Source organism: Phyllobacterium pellucidum (genome assembly GCF_013327855.1).
Taxonomy (GTDB): Bacteria; Pseudomonadota; Alphaproteobacteria; order Rhizobiales; family Rhizobiaceae; genus Phyllobacterium; species Phyllobacterium pellucidum.
In genome coordinates, this window is the sequence record NZ_JABUMX010000002.1 from 365051 (window position 1) to 379594 (window position 14544).

The 14544-nt window shown below is 59.5% G+C and carries 13 protein-coding genes; 2 read left to right on the plus strand and 11 right to left on the minus strand.

Annotated elements, in window-relative coordinates:
- Positions 1–75: 75 nt before the first annotated feature.
- Complete coding sequence (locus tag HQ945_RS09785) at positions 76–1173, minus strand: glycosyltransferase family 4 protein (protein WP_113280602.1); 1098 nt, start codon at positions 1171–1173, stop codon at positions 76–78.
- Positions 1163–1984 carry a UDP-2,3-diacylglucosamine diphosphatase gene (locus tag HQ945_RS09790; protein WP_027231681.1) on the minus strand — a complete coding sequence of 274 codons (822 nt, stop codon included), beginning with the start codon at positions 1982–1984 and terminating at the stop codon, positions 1163–1165. The genes HQ945_RS09785 and HQ945_RS09790 overlap by 11 nt, the downstream gene beginning before the upstream one ends.
- A 229-nt stretch (positions 1985–2213) precedes the next feature.
- On the opposite strand from HQ945_RS09790, the gene HQ945_RS09795 reads away from it, so the two are divergent.
- Entirely contained in the window at positions 2214–4511 is a 2298-nt protein-coding gene (locus tag HQ945_RS09795) for an NADP-dependent malic enzyme (RefSeq protein WP_113280601.1), read from the plus strand.
- A 91-nt stretch (positions 4512–4602) separates the two neighbouring features.
- Positions 4603–5661 (plus strand): DUF2865 domain-containing protein, encoded by a 1059-nt coding sequence (locus HQ945_RS09800; RefSeq protein WP_162737170.1) that lies wholly within the window; start codon positions 4603–4605, stop codon positions 5659–5661.
- Here the strand turns inward: HQ945_RS09800 and gltX are convergent.
- The 9 genes from gltX to HQ945_RS09845 all read right to left on the minus strand — a co-directional run bounded on the left by gltX (position 5579) and on the right by HQ945_RS09845 (position 14514).
- Entirely contained in the window at positions 5579–6952 is a 1374-nt protein-coding gene (gene gltX, locus HQ945_RS09805) for a glutamate--tRNA ligase (protein WP_113280599.1), read from the minus strand. The two genes, HQ945_RS09800 and gltX, sit on opposite strands and share 83 nt — an antisense overlap.
- A 68-nt stretch (positions 6953–7020) precedes the next feature.
- On the minus strand, positions 7021–8835 hold the full coding sequence (locus tag HQ945_RS09810) for an ABC transporter ATP-binding protein (RefSeq protein ID WP_113280598.1): 1815 nt from the start codon (positions 8833–8835) through the stop codon (positions 7021–7023).
- 368 nt (positions 8836–9203) lie between these two features.
- Complete coding sequence (locus HQ945_RS09815) at positions 9204–9479, minus strand: hypothetical protein (protein WP_113280597.1); 276 nt, start codon at positions 9477–9479, stop codon at positions 9204–9206.
- Positions 9479–10021 carry a hypothetical protein gene (locus HQ945_RS09820; RefSeq protein ID WP_113280596.1) on the minus strand — a complete coding sequence of 181 codons (543 nt, stop codon included), beginning with the start codon at positions 10019–10021 and terminating at the stop codon, positions 9479–9481. Before HQ945_RS09820 ends, HQ945_RS09815 begins: the two co-directional genes overlap by 1 nt.
- Before the next feature lie 66 nt (positions 10022–10087).
- Positions 10088–11758, minus strand: coding sequence for an NAD+ synthase (locus HQ945_RS09825; RefSeq protein WP_091922433.1), 1671 nt, complete (start codon positions 11756–11758; stop codon positions 10088–10090).
- Between the two features lie 51 nt (positions 11759–11809).
- Positions 11810–12160 carry a diacylglycerol kinase gene (locus HQ945_RS09830; protein WP_091921996.1) on the minus strand — a complete coding sequence of 117 codons (351 nt, stop codon included), beginning with the start codon at positions 12158–12160 and terminating at the stop codon, positions 11810–11812.
- A gap of 48 nt (positions 12161–12208) precedes the next feature.
- Positions 12209–12643 carry a GFA family protein gene (locus HQ945_RS09835; protein WP_091922434.1) on the minus strand — a complete coding sequence of 145 codons (435 nt, stop codon included), beginning with the start codon at positions 12641–12643 and terminating at the stop codon, positions 12209–12211.
- A gap of 32 nt (positions 12644–12675) precedes the next feature.
- The gene (gene nhaA, locus HQ945_RS09840) at positions 12676–13863 is read right to left on the minus strand and encodes a Na+/H+ antiporter NhaA (protein ID WP_027231689.1); all 1188 of its coding nucleotides are present in this window, start codon (positions 13861–13863) and stop codon (positions 12676–12678) included.
- A gap of 75 nt (positions 13864–13938) precedes the next feature.
- Entirely contained in the window at positions 13939–14514 is a 576-nt protein-coding gene (locus HQ945_RS09845) for an ester cyclase (RefSeq protein ID WP_027231690.1), read from the minus strand.
- Positions 14515–14544 lie beyond the last annotated feature (30 nt).

Here is a 14544-nt window from a genome sequence, read left to right on the forward strand (position 1 = left end):
ATGATCCGCCCGCGCCACGCACCTATCACGAAATACTGCACCCGCCTAGAAATGCTCGCGATAATTGTGGGAGTTCTATAGGTCCGACGGTTGCCGCGCCGGGACCGCGCGCTTGCGGCCTATCCATCTGGCGACTGCTTCGCGCGAAGGAACGATCTCCGTCAGGGCGCTTTCGAAGATATCGGCGCAAGCTTCCCAGCTGAAGCTCCTGAGCCGATCATCGGGATCGACCTTGCCCATCGCCAGCGCGCCAAGCGCGGCTTCGTTGAGATCATCGGAAAGGACGCCGGCGCCCGAGACGCCAATTACATCCTTCGGACCTGGGACTGGATAGCCAGCCACGGGCACGCCACAGGCGATCGCTTCGAGCAGCACGAGCCCGAACGTGTCAGTGCGGCTCGGGAAGACGAACACGTCCGAACCCGCGTAGTAGCGCGCCAGTTCCTCACCCTCCTTCTTGCCGGCAAAAACCGCATCCGGATATTTGCGTTTGAGCTCCGGCAAACTCGGCCCGTCACCGACGACGAGTTTCGTTCCTGGCAGTTCGAGCGTCAGAAAGGCTTCGAGGTTCTTCTCCGGCGCGACCCGCCCGACGCACAGGAAGATCGGCCGGTTAAGTTTGAGATCGACCTCCGGCTGCGGACGGAAGAGCTTGCGATCGACGCCGCGGGTCCAGACCTTCAGCGTCTTGAAACCGCGCGCGGAAAGTTCGTCGTTGATCGATTGCGTCGGCACCAGACAGGTTTCCGCGGCATTGTGAAAGCGGCGCAGGAAGGCATAGGTCCAGGCCAGCGGCACCGGCAGGCGCTCGCGCAGATATTCGGGAAAGCGCGTGTGGAAGCTGGTCGTGAACCGCCAACTATTCCTGAGGCAGGCACGTCGCGCCATGATGCCCAGTGGACCTTCCGTCGCGATATGGACGAAAGCCGGCTGCAGCGCCTCGATGCGCGCTTTCACGGCATGCGGCAGCGTCAGCGCCAGGCGAATTTCCGGGTAGGTCGGGCACGGAGCCGAACGGTAGTCGGCCGGCGAGATGATCGTGACCTCGAAGCCGCGCGCCTCCATTTGCTCGCGCAACTTCGTCAGGGTACGTACGACCCCATTGACCTGGGGATGCCAGGCGTCCGAAACGATAACGAGCCGTTTGGGCTGCACGCTTGGCTCAGGCCGCATTCGCCGCCTTGGGGCGCTTGTCATCGAGGCGGATGACCGGTGCAAATCCTGCCTGTTCACCGATCAGGTGCGTCCACGACAGGAGTTCCATGCGGCCGTCAAAATGCTCGACGATGGCCGTGCAGCTCTCCACCCAGTCGCCGGTATTGATATATTCGATACCGTCGATCTGCTCGATGGTTGCGTGGTGAATGTGCCCGCAGATGACACCGTCGGCGCCGATGCGGCGCGCTTCATCGGAAACGACGGTCTGGAACGAGCCGATGAAATTGACCGCCTTCTTGACCCGGAATTTCGCCCAGGCCGAGAACGACCAGTAGCGCAGGCCGAGCATGCGCCGCACCTTGTTCATGATGGTGTTGATCGCGAGGGCCGCGTCATAGGCCCAGTCGCCGAGATAGGCGATGTGGCGGGCGTTGCGCACCACTACATCGAACTGGTCGCCATGAATGACGAGGAACTTTCGTCCATCCGCGGTCTCGTGCATCGTCCGGTCCATGACCTCGATGCCACCGAAATGGGTGCCCTGGAAATCGCGCAGGAACTCGTCATGGTTGCCGGCGATGTAGAGGATGCGCGCGCCCTTGCGGCTCTTGCGCAGCAGCTTTTGCACGATATCATTGTGCTCCTGCGGCCAGTGCCAGCTGCGGCGCAGGCGCCAGCCATCGACGATATCGCCGACGAGATAGATCGTATCGGCATCATGATACTTCAGGAAATCCAGAAGAAAACTGGCTTTCGCACCTTTCGAACCGAGATGGACATCGGAAAGAAAAAGTGTGCGGAATTTGCGGGCCTCGTTCTCGACCATGATGCTGATCTCCGTTCAGCGCTGACGCAGGGCGTCCGGTTGCGCTGACACAAACCCGATTCATGTCACAATCATATGACGGTGCGGAAAACTGCATGTTTTCGGATGATAAACACTTGTAACAAAATGGACTTCATTTATGCGTCTGGATGTTATTCAAGCATGCTAGAAATGCCTGAACTGATGATTTGTGAACGCGCCGCACCAATTTTCCGGAAGGACCCGCTCCATGGCCAACGACAAAACGCCCAGCAGCTCTGACCTCGATGAAAGCGCGCTGTTCTACCACCGCTTTCCTCAGCCGGGTAAGCTGGAAATCCAGGCCACCAAGACGCTCGGCAACCAGCGCGATCTCGCGCTCGCCTATTCCCCCGGCGTTGCCGCTCCATGTCTTGCCATTCACGAAGACCCGGCGACCGCCGCTGACTATACGAGCCGCGCCAACCTCGTCGCCGTGGTTTCCAACGGAACGGCGGTGCTTGGCCTTGGCAATATCGGCCCCCTCGCCTCCAAGCCGGTCATGGAAGGCAAGGCGGTGCTCTTCAAGAAGTTTGCCAATATCGACGTCTTCGACATCGAGATCGACGCCAAGGAAATCACCCGCATTGTCGACGTCGTCTCCGCGCTCGAACCGACCTTCGGCGGCATCAATCTCGAAGACATCAAGGCGCCGGAATGTTTTGAGGTCGAGGAACAGCTGCGCGCCAAGATGAACATCCCCGTCTTCCATGACGACCAGCACGGCACCGCCATCATCGTCGCCGCTGCAATCCTCAACGGCATGGAGCTTGCCGGCAAGGACCTTTCCAAGATCAAGATCGTTGCCTCGGGCGCCGGCGCTGCCGCCCTCGCCTGCCTCAATCTTCTCGTGAAGCTTGGTGCGGACCGCAAGAACATCTGGGTCTGCGACATTGACGGCGTTGTTTACGAGGGCCGCAATACGCTGATGGACCGCTGGAAATCGGTCTATGTGCAAAAGACCGATGCGCGCGTCCTAGCCGATGTCATCGGCGGGGCCGACGTCTTCCTCGGCCTTTCTGCTGCAGGCGTGCTCAAGCCAGAGCTTCTCAAGCAGATGGCGCCGAACCCGCTGATCATGGCGCTCGCCAATCCGACACCGGAGATCATGCCGGAGGAGGCCCGCGCCGCGCGAGCCGACGCGATGATCTGCACCGGCCGCTCCGATTTCCCCAACCAGGTCAACAACGTCCTTTGCTTCCCCTATATCTTCCGCGGCGCGCTCGATTGCGGCGCGAGAGCGATCAACGAAGAGATGAAGATGGCCGCCGTCCAGGCCATCGCGGCGCTCGCCCGCGAAGAACCATCCGACGTTGCTGCCCGCGCCTATTCGGGCGAGACGCCGACCTTCGGACCGAATTACCTCATTCCCTCGCCCTTCGACCCCCGCCTCATCTTGCGCATCGCCCCGGCCGTCGCCAAGGCAGCCATGGATACCGGCGTCGCCGAGCGTCCGATCGACGACTTCGATGCTTATCTTGACCGCTTGAACCGCTTCGTCTTCCGGTCCGGACTGATCATGAAGCCGATCTTCACGAAGGCGAAAACGGCCGAGAAGAAGCGCGTGATCTATGCCGATGGCGAGGACGAACGCGTCCTGCGCGCCGCACAGGTCGTGCTCGAGGAAGGGATTGCGCTGCCGACGCTGATCGGACGCCCGCAGGTGATCGAGACGCGCCTCAAGCGCTACGGCCTGAAGATCAAGGTCGGCAAGGACTTCGATATCATCAACCCCGAGGACGATCCGCGCTACCGCGATTACGTCGATCTTCTGGTCAAGCTCACCGGGCGGCGCGGCACCACCCCGGAAGTGGCGCGCACCATGGTTCGCGCCAGCAGCACCGTCATTGCGGCGCTCGCCATCGTGCGCGGCGAGGCCGACGCCATGATCTGCGGGCTTGAAGGACGTTTCGAGCGGCATTTGCGCAATGTCGACCAGATCATCGGCAAGCTTGAAGGCATCCGCAATTTCTCGGCGCTCAGCCTGCTTATTTCGCAGCGCGGCGTTCTCTTCCTCACCGACACCTATGTGAGCATCGATCCGACCGCCGAGGAGATCGCCGAAAAGACCGTGCTCGCGGCGAGCGAAATCAGCCGCTTCGGCATCGAGCCAAAGGCGGCCTTGCTGTCGCATTCGAATTTCGGCTCGCGCGATTCCGAAAGCGCCGCAAAGATGCGCCATGCATCCGAACTGCTCCGTGCCAAGGCACCGCATCTCGAGCAGGACGGCGAAATGCATGGCGATTCGGCGCTGTCGCAGGTGCTTCGCGAACGCGTGCTGCCGCATTCGCGGCTGAACGGCGAGGCCAATCTCCTCGTCTTCCCCAATCTCGATGCTGCGAACATCACGCTCAATGTGGTCAAGAGCGTTACCGACGCGCTCCATGTCGGGCCGATCCTGCTCGGCGCTGCCAAGCCGGCCCATATCCTGACGCCTTCCGTGACATCGCGCGGCATCGTCAACATGACTGCACTTGCCGTGGTGGAGGCATCACAGCGCGTTGATTGAGACAGGGACCGTCTTATTGCTGCCGCATGGCCGTGGATGGTTCAGGCGCATTCGCACCCGTCGAATGCCCCTGAACTTTCCGGACCGCCTCATGCATCGGACACTCCAATCTGCCATCATCGCCGCTGCCGCAATTCTCGCGACGGCCCCGCTTGCTTATGCCAATTCCGACAATTGTGTCCGGATGCAGGAACGTCTCGACCAATTGAACAGCAATGCCGATGTCGACGACTACGAGTTGCAACTGCGCCGCGACCGCGTGGTGGCTGCGCTCGATGCCAATGACTGCCCCATCATTGACTCGCCCATTCACGATGAGCCGCGTTACGACATGCCGCTGCGCGATCAACCGGTACCGGATTATCCGGTGCACGAGGCACCCCAGCGCGATTACCCGCTGCGTGACACGCCACGGCGTGCGACTGCCGCGCCTTCCTATGAGATTTATGGAACCGAGCCGGAACCTGTCGAGCCGGAAATGAGCACGGCCCCCGTCTTCGGCGGACGTTACCAGACCCTCTGCGTGCGCAGTTGCGACGGCTATTATTTCCCGATCTCCTACGATACGGGTGCGGAAAATTTCGCGCGCGATCAGGCGCAATGCCAGTCTCAATGTACCGGTGCGAAACTGTTTTATCGGCCGACCGAGAACCAGGACCCCGCCGCGATGATTTCGCTGCGCGGCGATGCCTACCGGAGCACGCCGAACGCCTTCAAATTCCGCAAGGTCGGCGCCAATGGAACGCCGCAATGCAGCTGTCAAAAGACGGCCGGCGACTTCAAGGCACTCGGCGATCCGAGGAAAGTGGCAGCGCCAACGCCCAAACCTGCTATAGCCGAGCCGGCCAAGCCGGCCGTACCACGGGTCGAGACCGCGACGCCTGCCGAGGCTGCAAAGCCATCAGCCCAACCGCAAGAGACGAAGACCGAGCCTGCCGTTACCGCCGGCGAGCCCGCGACGCAGGCCTCCTCGATTATTCAGCTCGGGGAACCAGAGGCGAAAAAAACCGAGGTGGAGAAACCGAAGCCGCTCACCGAAGACAAGCCGATCGATCCCAACCGCAAGGTCAGGGTCGTCGGGCCAACGTTCCTTCCCGACCAAAAAGGGGCAGCAGATCCGCAAGTTCCGGACCAGAAGTCAGCCCGGTAAGCGCGATGCGCAGCGGCATGAACAGGCCCTTGCCCTTGCGCCCGCTTTGATCCTTGACCGCATCGGTCCACTGTTTCCAGGTCTCGCGGCTCCAGGGCTCGGCCGGCAGCAGGTCGAAGGCGGCGCGCACGAAATCAATATCCTCCGCGGCCACAGCCACATCCGTTGCGGGCCCCTCGTTCACGATCGTCCACCAGGCGGCGGCATCTGAAACCTTCGAAAGGTTGCCGCGCACGGCGAGCCAGAAGGCTCCCGCCCGGTCGCCCTTAATGCCAAGCGCTGCGAGCCGTTCACTGACTTCCTCGAAAGGCATCGCATGGATCAGGGCACGGTTGAGCGCATCGAGATCGGCAGGATCGAATTTCGAAGCGGATTTCGATGTCGCAGCCGGATCGAAAATCGCGGCCAGCGAAGCCATGTCCGGTAGGGCCGTAACATTTTCCGATGTGCCGATCAGCACGGCAAGGCTTGCCACCGCCATCGGCTCGTAGCCATCGCGGCGCAGGCTGCCGATCGACAATGCCCCGGTGCGCTTGGAAATACCTTCGCCAGATGCCGTAGTCAGGAGATTGATATGGCCGAGCGCCGGAACCTTCGCGCCCAGCGCCTCGATAATCGAGATCTGGACGCCGCTATTGGTGATGTGGTCATTGCCGCGGATGATATGGGTAATGTCCATGTCGATATCGTCGACCACTGAAGTGAAGGTATAAAGATAGGTCCCGTCTTCTCGCACCAGGACCGGATCGGACAGCGAGGAGAGATCGACGGTTTCGCGGCCGCGCACCAGATCGTCCCAATGAACCTCGGTGCGTGCTATCGCAAACGGATCGTCCTTGAAATTCGGCAGCAGAAAACGCCAGTGCGGCCGGCGACCCTCGGCCTCGAGCTTCTCCCGATCGGCAGCGGTCAGCTTTAACGCCTCGCGGCCATAGATCGGCGGCAGCCGGCGCGCCAGCCGCAGCTTGCGCTTGCGCTCGAGTTCCTCGGCGGTCTCGTAGCACGGATAAAGGACGCCTGCTGCCGTGAGCTTTTCGGCAGCAGCGTCATAGAGCGGGATGCGCTTCGACTGATATTCGATGCGCACTGGCTCGATGCCGAGCCATTCAAGATCGGCGATCGTTGCCTCGGCATATTCCGTCTTCGAACGCAAGGTATCCGTATCGTCGAAGCGCAGGATGAATTGCCCCTTGTTCTGCAGCGCGAACAGCCAGTTGAACAAGGCTATGCGTGTGTTGCCGATATGGATGAAGCCGGTAGGAGACGGTGCAAAACGGACGATGGTGGTCATTGGTGGGGCATATCGGATGGCGCCTGCAATGGCAATATGGGCCGCGATTGCGCGCGGCCCATATTTCTTTAGTCGTCGTTGAGGACGAGGCCCTTCGTCAACTCCAGCGCCTGCCGTTCAAACAGACTGCGGTAGATCCCGCCCCCGAGCCGGATCAGCGCCTCATGGTTCCCCTCCTCGACGATCTTGCCGTGGTCGAAGACCAGCAGCCGGTCAAGCGAGCGCACCGTGGAAAGACGATGCGCAATCACGAGCGTCGTCCGTCCTTGCATCAGCCGCTCCATCGCCTGCTGGATCAGCACTTCGGATTCTGAATCGAGGCTCGATGTCGCCTCGTCCAGAATGAGGATCGGTGCATCCGCAAGGAACGCCCTGGCGATCGCCACACGTTGCCGCTCACCGCCCGAAAGCTTGACACCACGTTCGCCGACGAGCGTGCTGTAGCCCTTGGGCAACGCCGAGATGAACTCGTGCGCGCTTGCCTGCCGCGCCGCTTCCTCGATCTCCTCCTGTGAGGCGCCGGGACGGGCATAGGCGATGTTCTCCGCCAGCGTCCGGTGAAACAGGATCGGCTCCTGCTGCACGATGGCGATCTGCTGGCGCAGCGACGCCTGCCGCACCTCGGCGATATCCTGACCGTCGATCAGAATCCGGCCCGCCTTCACGTCGTGCAGCCGCTGGATCAGCTTGACGAATGTCGTCTTGCCTGACCCGGAATGACCGACGAGTCCCACCCGCTCGCCCGCCCGGATCGTCACCGAGAACCGGTCATAGAGCGGCAGGCGGTGCGCACCGTAGAGGAAGGTGACGTTGTCGAATTCAATCCTGCCTTCGGTGATGACAATCGGCTTTGCACCTGGACGATCCTCGATGCCGAGGCGTTGACTCTGAATATCAACCAGTTCCTCCATGTCGTTGATCGAGCGCTGCAAGTTGCGGATGTGCATCCCGACTTCGCGCAAATATCCCTGCAGGATGAAGAACGACGTCAGCACGAAAGTGATGTCACCGGCGCTGGCATTTCCGTCTGCCCAGAGGATAAGCGCAAAACCGATCACCGCCGCCCGCAGAAAGAGCAGCATCGTGCCTTGTGTCGTCCCGTTCCACGTCCCCCTGATCCAGGTGCGCGCCGTCCGGTCCTTCCACTTGTCCAGAACCTTGACGAGACGCGCATCCTCGCGGCTTTCCGCGCCAAAGCCCTTAACCACCATGTTGCAGCTGACGGCGTCCGCAAGCGAACCGCCGAGCTTCGTATCCCAGCGATTGGCAAGGCTTGCCATCGGCGCGACGAAGCCGAGCGACATCATCACCGTGACAGTGACGAAAACCAGCGAACCTATGCCGATAATGACGCCCATCAGCGGCCAGTACCAGGCCATCAGGATCGTCGATCCTGCGAGCATGATGATCGATGGGAACAAGGCCAGCAGCAGCGTATCGTTAAGCAGGTCGAGCGCCCACATGCCGCGCGTTACCTTGCGCACGGTCGATCCGGCAAAGCTGTTCGCGTGCCAGTCGGTCGAGAAACGCTGGATGCGAAAGAATGCGCCGGAAGCGATGTCGGTCATCATCTTCAAGGTCAGGTGCGTCACGGCAACGAAGGTGACGTGCCTGAGAATGATCGCCCCGAGCGACAGGGCAAGCAGCGCCCCGAACGCCGCCATTGCGGCATTCCAGACAATTTCCTCACGGGCGTGCCCATTGACGACGGCATCGACGAGGCGGCCAGAATAGAGCGGCGTCAATACGTCGGCAAGGGTCGAAAGCATGACCGCCCCGGCGATAATGCCCACGCGCACCGGCTGTTTTTGCCAGTGGTGCCAGGTGAATCCGAGAACGGCGCGGAATGCTCCCCCGCGCAGGTTGAAACGCAAAAAATTCATGACAATGTCCGGCGCCCAATTGCACCGGCCTCACAGATAATCAGGAACGAGCTTGCCGTGTAGTGGATAGGAATCAGTACGGCAGAAGTGATTTGGCGACTTGCCCGAATACGGGAAAGGCCAATGTCGGCGATGGGTTACCTTGACATGTGAAGGTAATTGAAAAGCCTCGTGGGCTTTTCCGCATCACGTGTCAGGAACGAACGCCGCCCCGCGGGGACATATGGAAAACTGTCATTCGAAAACCTCCCGGTCTTCATTGCCGGACTTGGGCTTATAGGTGAATCGCTTTCGCGCGCCAAGCACCAATTTTTTCAACTTCGCGTGTTTGCGACATAGGTGAGGCGCGCTTGCAACAGTTGCCTCGACTATCGGCCCTGTCGGTCGAGTGAGTTCACATCATCGTGGTTGCCGACCAATTCGAGCAGATAATATTCCTCGTCGATCTTTGACATCGCCACGCGCAACCGTATGTCGGCCCTGATGGTATAGTATTTCGACCCTGTGCGGCGTTTGAAATCCAATTCTGTGTGCTGCGGATGCATCACAAACAACCGCAATGCCTCCCGTACCAACTGCCGTTGGTCGTTCGAGAGTTTAGACAGGGATTTTTTGAATCGGTTGGTATAGTCCAGCTGAATCATTAATGCTTCAAAATGCGATCAAACCAATTATCAAAATCTTCGATTGAACTCAGTACATCACCAACCGGGCGGTTGTCCGGGTGATACTCCTCGGGAATGAGCCCGACGCTTTCTTTAAAATGCTGGAGGATCTCGGTATGCTTTTCGATCGCCGCCAGAGCCCGGGCAAGGCCAGTGCTCACGACTTCACTTTCGTGAGCAGATGGAGAAATTTCTTGCAGCCTCGTTTGGGCCGACCTTAAATCGACCAGCCGATCATCCAAATTCCTGAAAACTTCGGGCAGGGCATCCTCAGCGAAATAGGAAATCGCAGGCTCGATCTGATCGTCGGGGATTTGGTCGAAGGCCGCTCGGATCTTCTCGAGTGCTGCCAGAAACGACTTTTGCCATACGGATACCTGGCGCTCATATCGCTGCACGGCCGCATTGAACTCAATCATCACGTCAGGCGTGTACGTAGGCGATTGGACAGCAAATTGAGGAGATGTCGGCAGCTCCGCAATCACGCCGGCAAATTCCTGTCTAAATGCCATCAGCCCCATCGTTCACTCCTTCGATCCCAATATGGGTAATCCCCGGGCAATTGTCACGCTGATTTGACGCGCGCCTCAGCGATCCCGAAATCGATTGGTGATCGGATAGCGGCGGTCGCGGCCGAAATTCTTCCTGGTGACCTTCACACCCGGAGCCGATTGCCGGCGCTTGTATTCGGCGATGTAGAGAAGGTGCTCGATCCGCTCGACTGTCGCCCGATCGTGACCGCGCTCCACGATTTCATCGACGCTCATCTCGTTCTCGACCAGCGATTCCAGAATATCGTCGAGAACGGGATAGGGCGGCAGCGAGTCCTGGTCGGTCTGGTTTTCACGCAGTTCGGCCGACGGCGCCTTGCTGATGATGTTGACCGGAATGACCTCGCCCGATGGCCCGAGGCCACCGGCGGGAACGTTCTTGTTGCGCCACTCTGACATGGCGTAGACCTGCATCTTGTAGAGGTCCTTGATTGGATTATAGCCGCCGTTCATGTCGCCATAGAGCGTGGCATAGCCGACCGACATCTCCGACTTGTTGCCCGTCGTCACCACCATCGAGCCGAACTTGTTGGAGATCGCCATCAGGATTGTACCGCGGGCGCGGCTTTGCAGGTTTTCCTCGGTGATCCCTTCCTTGGTGCCTGCGAAAATCGGGCCCAGCGCCTTGAGAAAACCCTCCACCGGCTCGAAGATCGGCACGATGTCGTAGCGGCAGCCGAGCATGCGGGCACAATCCTCGGCATCCTTCAGCGAATCCTTCGACGTATAGGCATAAGGCATCATCACCGCGCGCAAGCGTTCTTCGCCCAGGGCATCGACGGCAAGCGCGGCGCAGATCGCCGAATCGATGCCGCCGGAAAGCCCGAGCACGACATCCTTGAAGCCGTTCTTGTTGACGTAGTCGCGCAGGCCGAGCATGCAGGCGCGGTAATTGGCCTCTTCGCCTTCTGGGATGCGCGACATTGGACCTTCGCCGCACGACCAGCCGTCCGCGCCCCGCTTCCAGGTCGTCACCATCAGTTGCTCTTCGAACTGCGACATCTGGAAGGCCAGATTCTTGTCGGAATTGAAGGCAAAGGAGGCGCCGTCGAAAATGAGATCATCCTGGCCGCCGAGCTGATTGGCGAAGATAAGGGGCAACCCCGTCTCGATCACCTGGCGCAGCGCCACCTGATAGCGAACGTCGACCTTGCCGCGATAATAGGGCGAGCCATTGGGAACGCAGAGTATCTCCGCGCCGCTCTCCGCCAGCGTTTCGCAGACACCGAGATCACCCCAGATATCCTCGCAGATCGGAACGCCGATCCGCACGCCGCGGAAGTTCACCGGCCCCGGCATCGGACCGGCCTGGAACACGCGCTTCTCGTCGAACTCGCCATAATTCGGCAGGTCCACCTTGAAACGCTCGGCGATGACCCTGCCCTCATCCAGCACCATGACGGCATTGTGCAGGCCCGATGGTCGTTTCAACGGAATCCCCATAATCACACCCGGACCGCCATCCGCCGTATCGGCGGCAAATTCGTTCACCGCCTTCTCGCAGGCATCAATGAACGAACGCTTCAGAACAAGGTCTTCCGGCGGATAGCCTGAGATAAATAGCTCGGTGAAGAGGATCAGATCGGCGCTCTGCCGCGCTGCATCGGCCCGCGCCTCACGGGCTTTGGCAAGATTCCCTTTGATATCGCCGAGCACGGGGTTGAGCTGAGCGATAGCGATGCGGAGAACGTCAGTATTTTTGCTCATAGTGAACATATATCGTTTCGTTGCAGGCAAGACAAGGCGAGCGCGCTCTTCCTAGGCAAAAAACACGCTCCAGAGCGTATAGAGCCAGACGGCGGCCACAAGGATAACCGAGATGAGCACGGCGAGCGATCCACAATCCTTGGCGATCTGGATCTCCCTGTGAAAATCAAGCGAAACGGCATCGCAGGCAGCCTCGATGCCGGTATTGAGCACCTCGATCAGGATCAGGAACAGCACCGATCCGGTCAATAGCAGAAAGGCAAGTCCCGAAGGCGCAATGAAGGCGGCAACCGGTATCGAGATGAAGAAGAGAGCGAGTTCCTGTTGAACCGCCTTTTCATGCATGGCCAAATGTTTCAAAGCCCGCATGGAATTGATGAATGCCAGTACCAGCCGATGCATGCCCACCCTCATTTGTCTGCACAAGCTTTAGAGCGAGTTCGGCTAAGGTCAATCCCCGGGCGTTTCATTGACGGCTACGACAACGCCCCCGCCGCTCTTCTCGTATTGGGGCAGATGATCCTCGATGGCATAGTAATCGCCCTTATCGGCGACGAAGATATGGCATGCGCCTCGCAGACTGGTTGGCTCCTCGAATGCGCCGGCCATGACGGAAATATGATCGAGATCGCGATGCTTCCAGAACAGCGCCGAACCGCAATTCCTGCAAAAGCCCCGCCGCGCGAAAGCGCTCGCCTCGTACCAGCTGACGTTCTCTTCGCCCGAAATGCTGATCGCATCGTTCTCAACATTGGTCGCAGCATAAAAATGTCCGGACTGCTTGCGGCATTGCGAGCAATGGCAATAGACGACCCCGCGCAGTTCCCCCCTCGCCTCAAAATGGACCCTGCCGCAAAGGCACGATCCTTTATGCGTTTCCCTCATGCCCATACCTCCCGATGATTGGCGGATTCCAGTTATTTTTTCGGCTCGGGCTTCTTTGAGCGGGCAGCCGCCACAGCAAGTACGAAGGCGCCGAACACCGCCGACAAGAGCGAGCCAAGGAGCACGCCGAGCTTCGTCTCGTCCTGCAGCAGCGGCGACTTGTCATAGGCGAGAAGGCCGATGAACAGGCTCATGGTGAAGCCGATGCCGCACAGGATCGCGACGCCATAGATCTGCACCCATGTCGCTCCAGGCGGGCGTTCGGCAAGACGAAGCTTGATCGCCAACCAGGCAAAGGCGAAGACGCCAAGCTGCTTGCCGATGAAGAGGCCAGCCGCAACGCCGATCGGCACGGGATCGGCAAGGTTTGACAGCGATACACCGCTGAACGAGACACCGGCATTGGCGAAACCGAAGATCGGCACGATGATGAAGCCTACCCAGGGCTGGATGGCATGTTCGAGTTCGACCAGCGGCGAATCAGCCTCGCCGCGCTTGCCTTTCATCGGAATTGTCAGCGCGAGGAGAACACCGGCGATCGTTGCGTGGATGCCGGACTTGAACACCAGAATCCAGAGGATGACGCCGAGAACGAGATAGGCCCAGAGCCGCACCATGCCGAGATAATTCATGGCGACGAGAATGGCGAATACCGCCGCCATGCCGGCGAGCGCCGGAACATTCAGGCCTTCGGAGTAGAACAGCGCGATGATGATGACCGCACCGAGATCATCGATGATGGCAAGGGCGGTCAGGAAAACCTTGAGCGAGAGCGGCACGCGCGCGCCGAGCAGCGAGAGAACGCCTAGCGAAAAGGCGATATCCGTCGCCGAAGGAATTGCCCAGCCGCGAATGGTGGCGCCCTCATTGAAGAACAGAAAGATCAGCGCGGGGACCATCATCCCGCCGACTGCCGCAAAGCCTGGCAAAGCGCGCCGCGACCAGGTGGACAATTGTCCGCTGATCATTTCGCGCTTTATTTCAAGCCCGACAAGCAGGAAGAAAATCGCCATCAGGGCGTCATTGATCCAATGGAGGATGCTGAGCCCGCCGACGTAAGTCTTGAGAAAACCGAAATAATCTTCGCTGAGCGGTGAATTGGCGATGATCAGGGCAAGAGCCGCAACCGCCATCAAAATGATGCCGCCAGCAGCCTCATTCTCCATGAACGAACGGAACGACGCAGTCAGGCGGATTCGGCGCGTGGGTTTTATGTCCATGCAAACTTGATAGAATCCTGAAACGGAAAACTCCAGTCCCGAAATCCGCCTTTCCCGCGTTGGTTGCGTGGCGGGCTATTGCGCCAGCCCGATCTGCTTCATGAAACTCAAATTGTCCCAGAAGAGATATTCCTCGTCCATCACGCCGGCAGGCGTCCAATGGCCAAGCGTCGCCATCGTCAGCTTGAACGGCTTGCCGGTGGGCGCGATGGACTTTCCATCGGGTGTCGGCATCGGTTTGGTGAACGTGCCTTCCATCACTCCAATCACGCCGGTCCATTGCCCTTGGCCGAACCGCACCGGGTGCACATTGATATGCGTATCCGGCGCATAGACGAATATCGCCTTCAATTCCTCGACGTGATCGTGAAGCCCCTTCGTCGTGTGACCATCGGGATAGTGGACGAGAATATCGGCAGCGTGGCTTTCACCCAGACGATCCCATTTCTGGTTCGTATAGACATCGAAGTCGAGCGTATCGAATGTTTTCAGATTGGTGTCCGTCGTCTTCTCGGCATTCTGATATTTGGCGAGTTCTTCCATGAGGGCGGGAAGAGCCTTCTCCGCAGCCTTTGCGGGATCTTCTGCATGTGCTTGAGCTGGCAGTCCGATCGTCAATGCAGCGAAGGCAACAACAATATAGTTGTTCATGGCTGAATTCCTTTTCTGGAAATATTTGGA